The sequence below is a fragment of the Bacteroides reticulotermitis JCM 10512 genome, from assembly GCF_000517545.1.
Classification (GTDB): domain Bacteria; phylum Bacteroidota; class Bacteroidia; order Bacteroidales; family Bacteroidaceae; genus Bacteroides; species Bacteroides reticulotermitis.
Genome location: NZ_BAIV01000007.1, coordinates 139,006 through 157,464, shown reverse-complemented (window position 1 = coordinate 157,464; position 18,459 = coordinate 139,006). Strand labels below are relative to the sequence as shown.

General features: G+C 39.8%; 6 protein-coding genes and 3 pseudogenes. 8 read left to right on the top strand and 1 reads right to left on the bottom strand.

The features are described 5' to 3' along the window. Positions 1-13: 13 nt before the first annotated feature. A pseudogene (locus JCM10512_RS06010) lies at positions 14-3,882 on the bottom strand (TIM-barrel domain-containing protein). 406 nt (positions 3,883-4,288) lie between these two features. Here JCM10512_RS06010 and JCM10512_RS06005 point away from each other — a divergent pair. From JCM10512_RS06005 to JCM10512_RS23515, 8 genes and pseudogenes are all read left to right on the top strand, one after another. Then, a pseudogene (locus tag JCM10512_RS06005) lies at positions 4,289-5,676 on the top strand (alpha-L-fucosidase). Between the two features lie 19 nt (positions 5,677-5,695). Next, positions 5,696-7,802 (top strand): annotated as a pseudogene (locus JCM10512_RS06000) (glycoside hydrolase family 2 protein). A 108-nt stretch (positions 7,803-7,910) separates the two neighbouring features. Further along, positions 7,911-11,327 carry a TonB-dependent receptor gene (locus tag JCM10512_RS05995; protein WP_044161370.1) on the top strand — a complete coding sequence of 1,139 codons (3,417 nt, stop codon included), beginning with the start codon at positions 7,911-7,913 and terminating at the stop codon, positions 11,325-11,327. A gap of 23 nt (positions 11,328-11,350) precedes the next feature. Continuing rightward, a complete protein-coding gene (locus tag JCM10512_RS23530) occupies positions 11,351-12,067 on the top strand; it encodes a RagB/SusD family nutrient uptake outer membrane protein (RefSeq protein ID WP_244436965.1) in 717 nt (238 codons plus the stop codon). Positions 12,068-12,314: 247 nt separating this feature from the next. After that, positions 12,315-13,391 carry a RagB/SusD family nutrient uptake outer membrane protein gene (locus JCM10512_RS23525; protein WP_244436963.1) on the top strand — a complete coding sequence of 359 codons (1,077 nt, stop codon included), beginning with the start codon at positions 12,315-12,317 and terminating at the stop codon, positions 13,389-13,391. 115 nt (positions 13,392-13,506) lie between these two features. Beyond that, positions 13,507-15,900 carry a M60 family metallopeptidase gene (locus JCM10512_RS05985; RefSeq protein WP_052517120.1) on the top strand — a complete coding sequence of 798 codons (2,394 nt, stop codon included), beginning with the start codon at positions 13,507-13,509 and terminating at the stop codon, positions 15,898-15,900. A 422-nt stretch (positions 15,901-16,322) separates the two neighbouring features. Then, entirely contained in the window at positions 16,323-17,390 is a 1,068-nt protein-coding gene (locus JCM10512_RS23520; protein WP_244436962.1) for a hypothetical protein, read from the top strand. A 59-nt stretch (positions 17,391-17,449) separates the two neighbouring features. Continuing rightward, complete coding sequence (locus JCM10512_RS23515) at positions 17,450-18,259, top strand: hypothetical protein (RefSeq protein WP_244436960.1); 810 nt, start codon at positions 17,450-17,452, stop codon at positions 18,257-18,259. The last annotated feature ends 200 nt before the right edge of the window (positions 18,260-18,459 follow it).

The window sequence follows — 18,459 nt, the reverse complement described above, 5'->3', positions numbered from 1 at the left end:
GCGATGTCAAGCTTTACAACTTATGCGTATTAAGTTTCTTATCTACTAATAAACCATCCACTAACTTCAGGTCGAAGGTGAGTTTCCGCTTTGCCTTGAACTTCAAGACAAATAGGTTAGTAGTTCCTTCAAGCGTCTTTTTATTTCCCACATTAATAAAGGTAGGATACAAAGATTTTAAGCCGTTACTATGCAGACGGTCATACGTGAGATTTTCCATTTCACCCATATGCTGTAATTCGACACCCGCGAATTCATAAGCTTGCTGATCATAGGGCAAAGCAAAACTCAGGGCATTGACAGCACTGAGATCAATGCCTTTCACCTCTATTTCAATAAGCTCATCCTTGGCATAGATTTTCTTGGAAGTACTGATTTCAACAGCACCGTTTACTTTTTCTGTTCCACGGGTACCTACACCACCTTCAAGTTGTGTAGCAACAACCGAGATATCATAAGCATCGATCAAGCCATTCTTATTAATATCTCCATTGCTGATATAACCTTCAAAATCAGAATCGCCCTTTCGCAGCCCCGTATAGTTTGTATAAGATGTCAAGTCATTACCATCAATCTTACCATCAAAGTTGATGTCTCCTTGAAGATAACTTTCTGTTCCGGGAACCTTGAATACATAAATCTCTCTGCCGGAGCCATAATTGCCAACAGCCTCCGTAACAGACAACCTGATATAACGAGCCGTAGGCTGATTGGCAAAGCTGAATACCTTGACATCACCGTTACGTTGCCACTCGAAGGCACCCGCCTCTATCCACTCTTCTCTGTTCATGCTATAGGCCACCTTTCCTTTCAGTAAAGTTCCATTGCCGGCATCCGTACGAGGTAAATAATGGAATTTATCCAATTGGCTAACTCGAACCAGATCGAGTGTTAATTCGAACGGAACTGCTTTTTCTCCGTACTTCGTATGCCATACATCCCCCGATTCTACAAAATCAACCAAACGCTTTATTCCATCTCTCCCTTGAGAAGCTGCAGTTGATTCAACTTTGATATCACGAATAGCAAACTCAAGCGGATCGGATTTGGTTATTGCGCTGAATTCTGTCCAATCAGAAGTGCCTGTTTTATTGACTGCACGCATCTTAAATGAATAAGACGTTTCAGGTGTTAAATCTTTAAAGACTAATTCCGTATGCTTAATCGTAGTATAAAGCATACCTTCAAAATCAATCTCGTAGAAGTCGGCATCAGCAACCTGATTCCAGGTTGGCTTCAGCGTATAAGCTTCTATATAATCAGTAGTGACTTGAGCCACAGGAGCAGACAAGGCTCCAGCGGTTATCCGATGTCTGTCTTCCGGAGTAAACCGAAAGCCCTCTATACGCAAGGTCGTTGCAGATGCTGTGACATCTTCTGCTCCTAATTTCACCAGCAACTGAGGATTTTTGGTAACCACCTTCTTCTCAAACTCACTCCCTGGTGTGGCAAATTTATTCAGATTAGGAGTTTTATCGTAGAAATACACATTCTCGCCTTCAATATACGCATCTCGCGATGCCACATTTGTCAATTTCACTTTTCTTCCTCCTACTTGCGCAGTTATTCTCTTCGGTTGAGCAGTGACATTGATCCTAAATTCAGTAGTCTTCTCTTTCACAAAACCCACAAAACTGCCTTTAGTCGGATGAATAGTGACAGTGACATTATTCTTATTATCAACAATTGATTCAATATCCGTTTTAACGCCTTCACCTCGCTTATACGATTCAGAGATTCCATCGTCATCATATTCGGTAAAAGCACTCTTACCATACGGGTAAATCTCATAAATTCGAACTCCGTCATTTATTTCACTAACATTGTTATTAGGGTTTGTCAATGGAATAATTGCTCCGTTCTTTACAAATATCGGAAGTTTCCAAAGGGGAGCAGCAAAATTATTGAGTATACAGTTTCCCTCGTATTTTTCTCCCGTAAAGTAATCAATCCAAGAACCTTCAGGCAAATAGATACCATCACGGATATCATTACCGGCTTCGTCCGTTTGAGTCGCCTGATAAATAGGAGCAACAAGAAAGTACGGACCGTACATATATTGATATTGTGTAGCCGCACTCCAAGTATAGGCATTGGGGCATTCGAGGAACATGGCTCTTATCATCGGCATACCACTTACAGCTTCCTCTGCAATGCTATAAGTATACGGCATAAGTTCCGATTTCAGCTTCAGATACCAGCGATTGATAGATGTACCCGGTTCTCCCAACGCATGCGGATATTTCTCATTCGATCCCCACCCGTCCATATTCAGTTCCATAGGAGTAAATGTCTTCCACTGGAAATCACGAGTGTTGACCTGCAGATTCTTACCCCCAAAGATACCATCCACATCGGAGGTAATATTCGGTTGCCCGGACAGCCCGGAGCCAATATAAGTAGGAATATGAAAGCGGATATACTCCCAGACACCACCTGTCTGGTCGCCCGATCATATCCCAGCATAGCGTTGTGTACCGGCCCATCCATCCAAAGATATGATAAATGGTCTGGCATCATTTCCATAGTAAGACATGATATGCCCTACGTCAGCTACTCCGTTCAAACCGAAAGAATAGCCTGCACCTACCCAAGCAACGTCAGTTTTAAGTACACGAACTCCGGCATCCCTCACTTCTTTCACTATATCTCTTTGTAGCAAAGCACTCACGCCTTCTTTCGGATGTAAATCCGATTGTGTCCACAAACCTATTTCCACACCATTTTTACTTGCATATTCACCTAATTCTTTCAGGTTTTGTATATTTCCGTCCAGTGTTTCCGTTTGTCCATACCCCGCTCCATAGCCGTCGTTCGATAGTAACCAGCCAAATGGCATATCCTGTTTTTTATACCGGTCAATTACAGCCCGCGCCGAGAACTGATAATTATTTTTCTCTCCGTTCAGCGACTCTTTAATTCCTCCATTATCCTTCTGACTCTCTTTGTAACGCTTACCATCTTCAAACAAAATACCGTTCTCATCTTCTTTCCAATAGTCCCGGTTATATGCGTTGAGATGTCCCTGATAGAAACCGAATTTTGGCAGTAATACCGGATTTCCTGTCAGTTGATAAAAATCATTCAACAGTGCTACAGCCCCGTCGCTTATCATATAAAAGACATCCAGATAATTCGATTCGTGATATAATTTCACCTTACCCGGTTCAGATAAACCAAAATCATATTTTCCTTTTTTAAACGTATACCACATCACTCCATAGCCACTGGTGGACCAGTAGAACGGAGTAGGAGAAGCGACTCCCCCATCTGTCCAGCTATTCTGATTTTCAATCGAAATAGATTTCCCTTTATGTGAAAACCGTCCGTTCTGCACTCCACCACCATAGAAATATTCCTCTGAATTCTCTTTCAATGTCAGCGTGACTTTATCTTTTTCGAAAACAGGTGTTTCTACTTCTTCCAGTACCACTGTATTCGTTGCTAAATTGACTACTTTAAGCAGTAATGTTCTTTTGTCTAGTTGGACCTTTATTTTTCCGGTAGTCATAAAGACAAAGTCTGTATTTTCATCCAATTCGAGTTTAGATATCTTCTTCCTGGGATTATCGACTAGTATTTGAGCTTCAGGTTTCGCCTCTGGGTCTCTGATAGTTCCGCCGGAGTTATCCTGAAATACCCTAAAGATATTTTCCCCATAGAAGTCCAAAGTCCTACGCTGGTTATCGAGCAATAGAATCTCAACAGTCGTTGGATTTATTTTCCTTGCATCAATGATTGTAGTTACATCTCTTGAGGCTTTTGTATCATCGTATTGACATACGGAATGGCCTGAGTTGATGAAGGCCAAAGCATAGTGGATAATCCCAATACAAACAAAAATATTTTCTTTTGCTTGCCAATTAAAGTCTGGTTTTTCATATTCTTATTTTATATATTAAGCTCATATCTGGTAAAAGTAGGACAAGTTGTATAATAATAAAATACAATATAGACAAAAAACATTCACTTTAGTTCCTGCTGGAATATTCAGTCATATTTTATGGACTATAAAGGCATATACTCGTATCATAAACACAAATAGAATCATCCATATACCTTATTTCATAAAGAATCTTCTTCAGATGAAAATATATACATAAATAGTCCATAATAAGTGCTTTTATATTCCAAAAGAACCAGAGATACACTTTTACAACAGAAAAGACATTTCAAAGCGATCAATAAACGATAAATTTGCCCATGTTCCATTCTAATATAAATAATAAATTCGATCAACATGAGAAACACAAAACAAATTATCATATCAATCACCTTATTAGCCGTAATGGTTTCCTTCTCCTTTGCTCAGGAAGCTAAAACCGAAATTTATTTAAAATATGGAGCCACCAACGAAGGCAAAAGACAAGATTCCGCTATGCAAAAATTCCGGGATAATAGGTTGGGAGTTTTCATCCATTGGGGACTATATGCTATTCCGGGAGGAGAATGGAATGGAAAAGTATACGCCGGAGCTGCCGAATGGTTAAAAAGTTGGGCAAAAGTACCTTCCAATGAATGGATGCAGTTAATGAGCCAATGGAATCCCACCAAATTTGACGCCAAGAAGTGGGCCGTTATGGCTAAAGAGATGGGAGCTAAGTATGTGAAGATCACAACGAAACACCACGAAGGATTCTGCTTATGGCCAAGTAAGTACAGTAAATATACGGTAGCAAGTACTCCCTATAAACGCGATTTGCTAGGAGAGATGGTGAAAGCATATAATGAGGAAGGCATTGATGTACATTTCTATTTTTCTGTTATGGACTGGAGTAACTCCGACTATCGTTATGACATCAAATCGCAAGAAGACAGTATCGCTTTTAGTCGGTTTCTAGAATTTACAGACAACCAATTAAAGGAACTGGCCGCACGTTATCCGACAGTTAAAGACTTTTGGTTTGATGGTACATGGGATGCCAGCATCAAGAAAAACGGTTGGTGGACCGCCCATGCTGAACAAATGTTGAAAGAATTGCTACCAGGAGTTACTATTAATAGCCGTTTACGTGCTGACGACAAGGGAAAACGACATTTTGATAGCAATGGACGATTAATGGGTGATTACGAATCGGGTTATGAACGTCGGCTACCTGATCCTGTGCAAGATCTTAAAGTCACACAATGGGATTGGGAAGCGTGTATGACTGTACCGAGAACCAATGGGGATATCACAAAGATTGGTCGTTGAGTTACATAAAAACACCGTTTGAAGTCATCGATCGCATTGTGCATGCAGTTTCTATGGGCGGCAATATGGTCGTAAATTTTGGTCCTCAAGCTGATGGCGATTTCCGGCCGGAGGAGAAAGCACTAGCTACTGCTATTGGCAAATGGATGCAATGCTATGGAAAAGCTATTTATGCTTGCGATTATGCCGAATTTGACAAACAAGACTGGGGATATTATACGCGCGGAAAGAACGGAGAGGTATATATGATCGTATTCAATCAGCCTTATAGCGAAAGACTAATCGTCAAAACCCCTAAAGGAATTTCGATTGAACAGGCCTCTCTACTGACAACCAATGAAAATATAGTGGTTGTGGAGACAACTCGCAACGAATATAATGTATCTGTACCCCAAAAGAATCCGGGCGAACCTTATGTAATCCAACTTAAAATTCGGGTAGCAGAAGGAACAAAAGGCGTTTATAAGGATGCCTTAACATAATTAAGAAAGATACTATAATATGAAACTCAAATATATACTCATTCTATTAACTCTTGCCGGAGGTATATGCTCGCTTACTGCCCGAGAAGTAATCCCTTTCAGTGAAGGGTGGTTATTCAAACGCGGCCCTTTCGCACAGGACCCGGCAGAAGTGGTTAATCAATGGAATGGAAAGTGGGAGATAGTGAATTTGCCTCATACTTGGAACGCCAAAGACATGCAGGTAAAAGCTGCTTCCTTTTATGAAGGAGTAGGTTATTATAAAAAGCAAAGATTCTTTGGCGAAGAGTTGAAAGATAAACGTATATTCCTCCGCTTTGAAGGTGTAGGCTCAAACACTGAAGTGTATGTCAATAGCAGACTTGTCGGCACGCACAAAGGAGGGTATAGTGCTTTTGCTTTTGAAATCGGCACAGCTTTGGTTTTTGGTTCCGAGAATGAAATCATGGTAAAAGCCGATAATACCGCATGCCCGGATGTTATTCCGGTAAATCATAATTTATTTGGGGTATATGGGGGAATTTATCGCCCAGTTTGGCTTATTACAACTGAACAAAATAATATAACCGTGACCGACTGCGCGTCTCCGGGCATATATATTACTCAAAAAAATGTTTCGAAACAGTCCGCTGACATTACAGTAAAAGTAAAGCTAGACAACGGTAGCCTTACCCCTGCCAACTTGATACTAGAAAATACGCTCTACACACAAGAAGGAAAAAAAGTTTCTTCTCACCGCCTTCCCTTGGAGCTCACTCCGCAAGGCACTCAAATTTATACTTCTAATTTCAAGTTAATCAAGCCTCATCTATGGCAAGGACGCAAAGATCCCTACCTCTACCGGATTGTTTCGCGTTTAATCGCAAATAAAGAAATAATAGACGAGGTCATACAGCCATTGGGTGTCCGCAAATTTGAAATTATTGCCGGTAAAGGTTTCTATTTGAATGGCGAGAAGTATCCGATGTATGGTGTAACTCGTCATCAAGATTGGTGGGAACTAGGCAGTGCGCTCACTCGCAAAGAGCATGACTTCGACCTAGCGCAAATCATGGATATCGGTGCAACCACCGTTCGTTTTGCCCACTATCAACAGTCAGACTACCTTTATTCCCGTTGCGACTCTTTAGGTTGGTTATTTGGGCCGAAATACCTTTTGTTAATCGCGTGACAGGACATGAAGCGGAAAATGCACAGACCCAACTTCGTGAATTGATTCGCCAGAGTTTCAATCATCCTTCTATTTATATCTGGGGATTACATAATGAGGTATATAAACCTCACGAATACACTTCAGGATTGACACAAGCTCTCCACGACCTTGCTAAAACAGAGGATCCTGACCGCTACACAATAGCAGTAAATGGTTATGGATATGCCGAACATCCAGTAAATCAACACACAGACATTCAAGGTATGAACCGCTATTTCGGATGGTATGAAAGAAAGATACAGGACATCGAGTCATGGGTAACAGGGCTGGAAGAAAAATATCCATGGCAAAAGTTTATGCTCACAGAATATGGTGCTGATGCAAATATAGAACACCAAACTGAATATCTCGGAGATGCCTTAAACTGGGGAAAGCCATTCTATCCAGAGACATTTCAAACCAAGACACACGAATATCAATGGGGAGTTATATCAAAGCATCCCTATATTATTGCTTCTTATTTATGGAATATGTTTGACTTTGCTGTACCAATGTGGAGTCGCGGGGGTATACCCGCGCGCAATTTGAAAGGGCTGATTACTTTCGACCGGAAGATCAAAAAGGACTCTTACTTCTGGTATAAAGCAAATTGGAGTAAAGAACCCGTTCTTTACCTAACCCAACGACGAAATACTGACCGCGAACGGAAACAAACTTCTATAACAGTCTACTCCAACATTGGCCCCCCCAAATATACCTTAACGGGAACAAACTGACTGGTATCCGACAAGGATATACAAACGTACACTACATTTTAGATGATATAACCTTAACAGAAGGAAAAAATCTAATAAAAGCCGTCGTAACACACAATGAGCAAGAACACACAGACGAAATTGAATGGCAATATGCTAGTGAAAAGAGACGCAGCGCTGACTCTCACGAAAGTAAGAAAGAACATGCCGGTTGGTAAAAGAAACAAGAATTATTAATCCACTTAAAACTTAGAGCCTATGAGGTAATAAATGAATTTGATCGCTTATGCGATAATTATAGTATCTAATAAAATCCTTAAATACTTATGAAAACTAAAATTTGCTTATTATTAATAATATGCTTTTCTGTCACAAAATTATGCGCGCAGAGTGGCACAGAAGTAATTGATCTCTCTTTTGAGAACGTACCATTAAAAGAAGCTATAGACAAAATAGAAAAAGCTTCTGAGTATACATTTTCATATAATGTCACAGAAATAGACATTAAACAGCTAGTAAGCCTACACGCAAAAAAAGAAGAAATACGCTTAGCTATCCGCAGGATGCTTGAGCCGACAGATATCTCATTTCAATTCCAGAGGCAACGCATTATCCTTACACAAAAAGAATTTGGAGCGAGTAAAAAAGGCGTTTTGAAGAAAATAACCGGTATTGTCAAAGATGAATTTGGCGAACCAATAATTGGTGCTACAGTACTAGTAAAAGGCACTATCAATGGTTCCTTGACCGATCTAGATGGAAAATATTCGATTGAAGCCAAAGAAGGCGAGACTCTAGAATTCCGTTATATTGGATACAAAAGTGTTGACCAAAAGATTCGAAAAGAAAGTTCATTGAATATAGTACTTGCAGAGTCAAATATAAATTTAGATGATGTTATAGTAATTGGTTATGGACAACAAAAAAAAGAAAGCGTCGTTTCATCTGTAAACTCCATAAAACCGGCAGAAATAGCCATACCGACAAGAAGCTTATCAAACATCATTGCAGGTCAAGTAGCAGGTGTTATCGCAATTCAACGCAGTGGTGAGCCCGGAAATGACGATGCTTCATTCTGGATACGTGGGCAAAGTTCATATGCCGGTGGAACTAGTCCACTCGTATTAGTCGATGGAGTTCCTCGCAAGATGAATGACATAGATGTAGACGAAATTGAATCATTTACAGTTCTAAAAGATGCAGCAGCTACAGCCGTATATGGATCAGAGGGAGCTAACGGAGTCGTTCTAATTACTTCAAAGCGCGGACGAGCACAAAAAACCATTATATCATTCAACGCACAATATAGTGTAGCTACTCCAACACGAATGACCGAATTAATGTCCTCACATGATTACCTATCAATGTGGAATGAAGCATCTTGGAATGATGCAGGTAATCCCGATTGGAATACATATGAAAAGCCATATAGCAATGATGTTCTCGAAAAATATCGCTCAGGAATAGACACAGATCTATATCCAAACTCTATTTGGACCGACTTACTATCAAAGAACACGCACAATCAACGCTATACCATAAACTTTCGTGGAGGCTCTGAAAAAACTCGTTTTTTTGCTTCAGGCGCATATTACTCAGAAGATGGAATATTCAAATCCAACCCACTGGACGATTACAATGCCAATATCGGATTAAAACGCTACAATCTTCGATCAAACATAGATATGGACATAAGTTCCACCACTCAACTTTCAATTGATTTAAGCGGACAATATAAAACAAAAAACAATCCGGGGAACTCATCCGATCAAATATTTAAACACATTGTTTTATTCCCAACTCACCTCGTCCCTATGCTATGGTCGGATGGGACAGCCTCAGTATCTGAAACAGATGCAGACGGACGCTATAATCCTTATAATTTATTAAACTTTTCAGGATACTCAAAATCGTGGTATGCTTCTTTACAGACTAAGGCAACTTTAAAACAAAAGCTTGATTTTATAGCAAAAGGACTTTCAATCCAAGGAAGCATCAGCTTTGATGCAGATTTCTCCTCTGTCATGAAACGTTCTATGTCACCTGATAAGTACATCGTATCAGGCAGGGATGAAGATGGAAAATTAATAAAGACATTGAGGACGGAAGGCAGTCCTCTAGGAGAAGCAAGCGTAAGTAGTAGCGATGGTACAAAGAAGATATACATTGAAGCTCAACTAAATTACAATCGCACTTTTGCACAAATACATGAAGTATCCGGAGTTGTTGTATATAACCAAAAAGAAACCCAATATCAAGGCTCCAGAAAGTCAAGTGGAGCTGAAGAGGTCGGAGGAATATCCTTACTACCCTATCGCAAGCAGAATGTAGTCGCACGCGGAACTTATTCCTATGACAGCCGCTATGTTGCAGAAGCGAGTTTCGGTGCTACCGGTAGCGAAAATTTCGCACCTGGACATCGGTGGGGAATCTTTCCGGCAGCAGGTATAGCCTGGAACTTACATGCAGAAAAATTTATGCAGAAAGAAAAAACTGCAAATATCTTTAGTAAAATTCGACTAAGGGTCTCATATGGACTAACTGGAAATGACAACACTGGTAGTAGTCGATTCGTATACAGAGAGTTACTAACTAATAGCGGCAATAGCTACCTCGGACTAACTCCAGGAACCGGTGGAGGAGCCACCAATAATTATGGATGTATCTATGAAAACACCTTTGCTGCTCCTAGCTTAAGTTGGGAAGTAGAAAAGAAGGCAAACTTTGGTCTCGATTTAGGATTATTTCGCGGACGGGTTGATATCACAGCTGACTATTTTACAAACAAGCGAGAAGATATTTTGATCACACGCGTCACCATCCCAACAGCGACTGGTTTCCGGATAAACCCATGGCAAAATTTTGGAACAACAACGAATAAAGGCTTTGATGGAAGCATTGTTATAAAACAAAACATTGGAGACTGGAAATTATCAGCCAGAGGCAACTTCACTTATGCCAAAAACAAAATAGAAGAAAAAGATGAAATACCACAGCAATACCCGTGGCTCACGCAAACCGGTACATCTATTGGGGTCAACAAAATCTACGTAGCGGAGCGATTATTCACCAACAATGATTTTTATATAACACAAAAAGCTGACGGTAGCTATAATTATCAATTGAAAGAAGGAATCGCGACCTATGATCCACAAGTAAAGCCCGGAGATATAAAATACAAAGACTTAAATGAAGATGGCTATATTAATGACATGGACCAGACTTACTATAGCGGAATTTATCCCAACAACCCGCAGATAGTATATGGTTTTGGATTAAATATTGAATGGAAAGGTTTCTACACTGGAATTTTCTTCCAAGGTGTTGGCAAAGCTTCTACTAACTTGAAAGCCAATACAAATTACTTTGTACCATTTGCTCTAGGTAAAGACCAATCATCCGCACGCGCAGAAGCCGCTAGCCATTGGAGTGCAAACGATCCTAACAATAGCAACGTATTGTATCCTCGCCTACATACAAATGATTATAAAAACAATACAGAGAATAGTACTTGGTGGTATCGTGAAGCCAGTTTTCTACGCCTAAAGAATTTCGAATTAGGTTATCAATTTAGCAAAAAGGTAATCCAAAAAATGAAAATGCAGAATCTGCGTATTTATGTACAGGGAAGCAATCTGGCAGTGTGGGATAATATCAAAATGTGGGATCCAGAGCTAGGTAACAGCGGCTCAAAATATCCCATAAACAGAACATGGACATTTGGTCTAGACGTTACATTTTAAAAACATAATAAACTGTTAGTGTTATGAAAAATATAAAATCAATAATACGCACAATAATAGCCATTGCATTAGTAAGTGGAATAACTTCCTGCAATGACTATTTGGATATTTCCAAAGAACTTTCAAAAAATCTAGATAAAGAAACCGTTTTCTCTACAGCTTCTTATCTTAAAAGATGGTATGGAGAAATCTATTCAACAATGCCTAATTACTCAGAGTCTGGGTTCGACATTCAAAACCAGGGTGGCTTCTATAATTCATGGGCAATATTATCCGGAGAGCTTGTATGTGCACATCCCAACGTGTTAAAGTATGGGCAAAATACTTTTACTACTAGCAGCTCTCAGTTTCATCGTTGGGCGAATTGCTACAAGCAAATTCGCCAAGGCATGATTTTTCTGGAGATGGCACCCCAATCTTTAGGAGACCCAGCAGACCAATCCGGCTATATTTCAGAAGAAGAAATGCGTCGAATGAAAGCTGATGTAACATATCTTATTGCATACAACTATTTTCTAATGTTTGAATTATATGGACCAACACCAATTATTACAGAGGTGGCAGATCCCGAAAATCAAGAAATAGACTACTTACGTGCATCCGTTGACGAGATGGTAAACCACATTGATGGTTTACTTGATCAGGTAATCAATGGTGAATACAAAAACGATTTACCTGAGACTATAAAAAAGGAACGGGGGAAGATTACGAACATGATAATAGCAACTATGATCTACTGAATATCCTCCGCCCGACAAAAGTTGCTGCGTTAGCTTTAAGAGCTCGTTTATGGGTATATGCAGCTTCTCCGTTATTTAATGGAGAATATGAGGAAGCACTAAAGATAGTAGATAAAGAAGGCAAACAGCTTTTCCCCAATAAAGATGAGAATAAATGGAAAATAGCTAAACAGCACTTAGAAGCATTATTGCAATTTGCCGAATCACGTGGGATGCATTTATATAAATCAAAAATAATGATCCCAATATGTCTATCTATGAATTATTCCAATATTATAATGACGAGATCATTTGGGCTAATGGCAACAATGACTATCAATCTGCAACTGCAAAAATGGAGGCGCGCACGATTCCGGGAGATATTCCGGGTGGTATGGGAAACGTAGGTACATATCAGGAAATGGTAGATATGTTCTTTACTGAAAACGGTTTGGATATTAATGAAGATAATACATATTCCGAAGAAGGCTTCTCAAACTGGCCAAATATTTGTACCAATACGACTCTCAATTCTTCTGTTACGACTAAGCATATAGATAAGCATATTTTCAATATGTACACTCATCGCGAGCCCCGCTTCTATGCTAATATAACTTATGAAGGAAAGAGCTGGCATATTCAAAGAGATCAAACCACTTATAAAGATTTTGGAGCCTATTTCAGTTTGGGAGGAAAAGCTTATCTAGATCAAACAATGCATGCCCGGACTGGATATCTACTTTACAAATTCAACCATCGTAGTATGCTCAATGTTGGTTCAAATATAAAGTCTTGGGCACGCCCGTGGATTTATTTCCGGTTGGCTGACTTCTTTTTATATTATGCCGAAGTCTGTAACGAGATTAACCCAAATGACGAAAATATTATTAAATATCTGGATGCAGTTCGCGATCGTGCAGGGGTTTCCGGGTATAAAACCCTTAGAGACACGGGAGCAAAAGATATTATTGGCAATAAAGAAAAACAACGTGAAGCCATACATCGCGAACGCATTATTGAAATGTTTGCCGAAGGTAACTACTATTTTGACATACGTCGATGGATGAAAGCAGGTTGGTCTAAGAGTGAAAGTACAGGTGAATGGATTAAGAATAATGAAGATAAAGCCATCATCCGTACATCTATGGATATCAGTAAAGCGACAGCAACATTTAACGACAAAGGGATTCCGACTTCTTTCAAAGATGAGTATGGGCCAGGTACTTATTATAATCGGATTGTAAAAGACCGATTCCCATGGAAGAAAGCGATGTTATTCTATCCCATACCTTATAATGAGATGCAGAAGAGCAAACTTATTGTACAAAATCCATTATGGGACTAATCCACTAACATCAATAAATATAGTAGGAGAAAGGAAGTTACTTCTTTCTTCTACTATATCGTATAAAAGAAAGTTCCAAGCCATAAGATATTCATCCAATATTTTAATAATAACTATGAAGCATACAAAAACAAAAGTATTACACTGCATATTCAATCTATTATTAGTATTTCTTCCAAGCCTCTCCATTAGTGCGTGCAGTGATGAAAAGGCAGAAGAGAATGGTTTTAAAGACGATTGGATCAGCATTTCGGCAGAAAGCATGCATATTCCATATGAAGGGAGCACAGAGAATCGTAACTTTACCCTTAATGAGGGAATAAATGTTTCTCAACTAATGTACACATTGAATAACAATGGAGAAGATTGGTGCACCGTCACTCTCAAAAATTCTCAATTATCAATACTAGTTGAACGCTCATATGCCGAAAACGAGCGCAATACTACCCTAACACTCATCTACGATGAGCAGCATAAGTGTAACATTGTGATCAAGCAAGCACCCGCACCTAGTGCATCAGATAAACTTATTAAAGTTCTTAGCGGAGTGGCTACTTCTGAAGAAACTAACGCCAAGGATGCAGACAACAACCCGTTAACATTAAAGATGTCATATGATGGCAATAAGAAGACTTTCTTTAACTCAGAGTACGGAGTGGTTTCCTACCCTTTTCACATCACATACGAATTAGAGAGTGGTCATATACTAAATAGTATAGTGTATACTCCTCGGACTGACTCCGGAAATAAATGGGGCACTTTTAATGAGTTCTCCGTAGAGATATCTACGACAGATCATCCCGATCAATTTGTTCATATAGCCGATTATAAAAGAGAAGACGCCGTACATACTCCGTTCACGATGAAATTGCCCGAGGGAATTGTCAACGCTCAAAAAGTACGATTTGTTATAACGAAAGCATATCAGGACAGAGTAAGCTGTGCCGAAATGGAGTTTTTCGAAGCAAGTGCCAACAGATTTGACTTATCTACGATCTTTGCCAATTCAATGTGCACACAGCTTAAGGCTAATGTCACCGAAAAACAAATCAAACAGATTCCCAATGAGTATCTACGAGCATTAGGGCTTGCACTATTGAACGAGAACTACAATTCCCACTATCGCCTGGCAGACTATCGTCCTTATCAGCATCCAAGCGTTATGGCCGCAATTAATAAAACCGCTAAATATAGTTTGCGAGATAATCCAACCGGAATTTATGCACAAAGAGGTGAAAAGCTGGCGGTTATAGTTGATAAGATATATGCTGATGGTGAGGTCTCCATGCTCATACAAGACTTAAACGGTGGCTATGGGAATTCTAGAAGTTACAAGTTGGAAGAAGGATTCAATGAAATTACGCCAGAAGTTGATGGCCTGATTTACATTCTAAACCACACAAAAGACGACATACCTCTTCTTCTGGATGAAGCAGGTGAAGCACAAAAAAAAATAATTCAAAATAAAACGGTACAAATACATTTCGCAATGGGCAAAGTGAATGGTTATTTCGACCTCCAAAGAAACAAAGAGAGTGATTGGAAAGATATCATTGAGAATGCCCAATACCAAGATATAGATGTATTAGGAAAGTATGCACACATCACTTGGAAAGTATCTCACTTCTTAGACAAAAAAACAGATATTATCCAAACGATTGAGAACTTTGATCGACTAGTATACCTAGAGCAGGAATTCATGGGACTCATAAAATATAAGAAGATGTTTAATAATCGCATGCACTTTAGCATTGACTACAAGGCATCAAGCCCCAACGCAACAGAATATCGAACAGTGTACACTCCCAGCTACATAGAACCCTTTTGTGTACCTGAGCGTTTTGCTGCTCGCTGTTGGGGGCCTGCCCATGAAGTCGGTCATTGCAACCAAACCCGCCCGGGACTAAAATGGGCTGGTACTACAGAGGTTACTAACAACATCATGTCTTTGTATATACAAACATCATTTGGAAGACCATGTAAGCTATTGGTAGATGGCTGTACTTTAAAAGATGAGAAAGACGAAATTATTGTTGGAGATTACAGCAATATATACGAAGCTGCCCAAGCTTTTATCGTGGAGGGCAAACGTGCTCATTGCCTCCCGGATATTAACAGCATAGTACGAGAAACTCAACTAGTACCCTTTTGGCAACTTAAATTATATATGATAGATGTACTTTATAACGGAGATTTCTACTATGATTTATATGAATACTTCCGTACACACGAAAGTCCAAGTGACAAGGGAGAGAATCAAGGTCTCAACCAATTAGATTTCGTACGTCAAGTATGTCTTATAGCTAACCTAAATATGCTAGACTTCTTTGAGAAATGGGGGTTTCTGACTCCGGTAGCAACTTATTTAAATGACTATGGAAGCAAAGAATTTATAATTACGCAGGCCCAAATTAATGATTTAAAAACGGAGATCAATGGGAAAGGCTATCCGAATGCCCCTAAAGACCTTCATTTGATTACTGAAGCGAATCTGAGCAAATATAAGTAACTATAACTTTACACATTGGAGAAAATAGTACTCCAAGAAACTCTTGAAATACTATTTTCTTCCTCAAACATTAATGCTATGAAATATTGGATATCCCCAGCCTTATTTGTGTTATGTGTCCTACAATTCAGTCTTACATCAGCATCTGAAAATAAAGACTGGTTAATAGACAGTGCCCCTTACCAAGCTAAAGTTACGATTCAAAATAAGCAGTTATGCATGTCTAACGGTCTGCTTTCTCGCACCTTTACACTTGTCCCCAATGTGGCAACTATCGCACTCGACAATTTGATGACTGGCTGTAGCGAATTGCGCGCAATCCGCCCCGAAGCCTTGTAGTTATTAATGGCAAGAAGTACCCAATTGGAGGACTCTATAAACAACCTGTTCAGAATTTCCTAGCGTTTAACTTCCTGGAACAGATGCAAAATTGCGATACCGCTTTTATCTACACCAGCCATGAAATAGGTCCTACAATTGAACGCTTTCCTTATCGGCCAAAGAAAGAATGGATATCAAACCAATATTCATGGCCTGCCCCTGGCCAGAGAGTTACATTTACGTATAAAGCAGCACCCAAAGCCCCTTCCGAAATACAAGCGATCGTTGTCAAAGTCATATACGAGTTATACGACGGTGCCCCGATTCTATCTAAACAGATTGAGGTAGAAAACCTAGGAAAACAAGCCGTGATTTTGGAGTCATTCAAGTCCGAAATACTCGCATTAACCGAAACAGCACCCAAAGTATATTATGGTGAACCACATGAAATCCGCATACTAGCGCAAGAGCCCGGAACCTATATTCAGAATCCTAAAAAGGAACCCGTACAAACCGATGCACCTCGGGATTATATCGACCGGTTCACTCAACTCTTTGTAGTGACTGACTACGCCATGGGAGGCGATATGGAAGCGATGAAAGACAACCCAGCCGTCCGTTGGGTATTCGACCATCCACAATACGAAGCAACCGGAATACGCTATTATGGACAATACAAGCCTGCGCGCTTAGAAGTATCTCCCCTGATAGGACCAAATTATGAAATAGAGCCCGGTAAAACTTTCCAGTCATGTACAGCCTTCGAAATGCTCCGGGACGCTACTGACAGCGAGCGCCGTGGGCTTGCCGAGTGTCGTTTTTGGAGAATGATGGCGCCCTGGACTCAAGAAAACCCAATTTTAATGCATGTGCGGCGTTCGGATGAAGAATCTGTTAAGTCTGCAATTGATCAATGTGCAAATGTAGGGTTCGAAATGGTCATTATGACATTTGGCAGTGGGTTTAACATCGAAAACAACTCACCTGAATATCTTAGTATAATGAAACGACTGAATGAGTACGCATCCTCCAAAGGAATCACTCTTGGGGGTATTCATTATTGGCCAGCAGAGGTGCGAAAGATAAAGATGCGGCAATCAGCCGAGAAACCGGTAAACCTGCTGTTACCCGAGAAGAAGGTAGTCGATTTGGAAAATCTCCTTGCTTAGCCTCGGAGTGGGGGAATACATATTTCAATACATTACGTAACTTTTTCAAAGAAACGGGGATGGGCATTTTTGAGAACGATGGTTCTTATCCGGGAGATCCCTGCGCATCAACGCAGCACAATGGCCATAAAGGATATCTTGACTCCCAATGGAAACAATGGGAAATGATTCGTGATTTTTACCGCTGGTGCCGGCAAGAAAGTATTTATTTAAATGTGCCCGATTGGTATTTCCTTTCCGGTTCAAATAAAGTTCCGATGGGATATGTAGAAACAAACTGGTCATTACCGCGTGAATATCAAGAAGTAATTGAACGTCAAAACATATTCGACGGTACTTGGAATAAAACGCCTAGCATGGGATACATGTTTGTTCCACTCACCCAGTATCATGGCGGTGGTGAAGCAGCCACAATTGAACCACTTTGCGAACATTTAGACCATTACCAAATACGACTACAAAACTTATTTGGTGCAGGCGTACAAGCATGTTATCGAGGACCTCGCTTATACGACACGGAGGAGACACGTCAATTGGTAACTCACTGGGTGGCTTTCTATAAAAAACATCGCAACATCTTGGATTCGGACCTCATTCATCTACGCCGTCCGGATGGCAGAGATTGGGATGGCATACTACACGTTAATCCGAATTTAAAGCACAAAGGATTTCTATCAGTCTACAACCCACTTCCGATAACCATCGAGCGAAATATTCGAGTGCCGGTATACTACACAGGATTGCATAATAGAGTATCAGTCAAAGAAAAAGATGGCAAAGCGATTGTACACACAGTCAAACGTGACTACTCTATACAACTTAAAATAAGCATCCCTCCAAAAGGGTTCAATTGGTATGTTTTTGAATAAATGATAATCAAGGTATATTCCCTTTTAAGAGCACAAAATTAACTAATAAACAAACTAGCCGCGAAGGAAATAATCAACTAATAAACTTTTAAAATTAACTATTATGAAAGATGTCAAAACAAATGCGAAGAATATAACTCTTCACTTATTACTACTTTTAGGAATATTTTCTACCATAGGTTGCAGTGATGATGATAAAA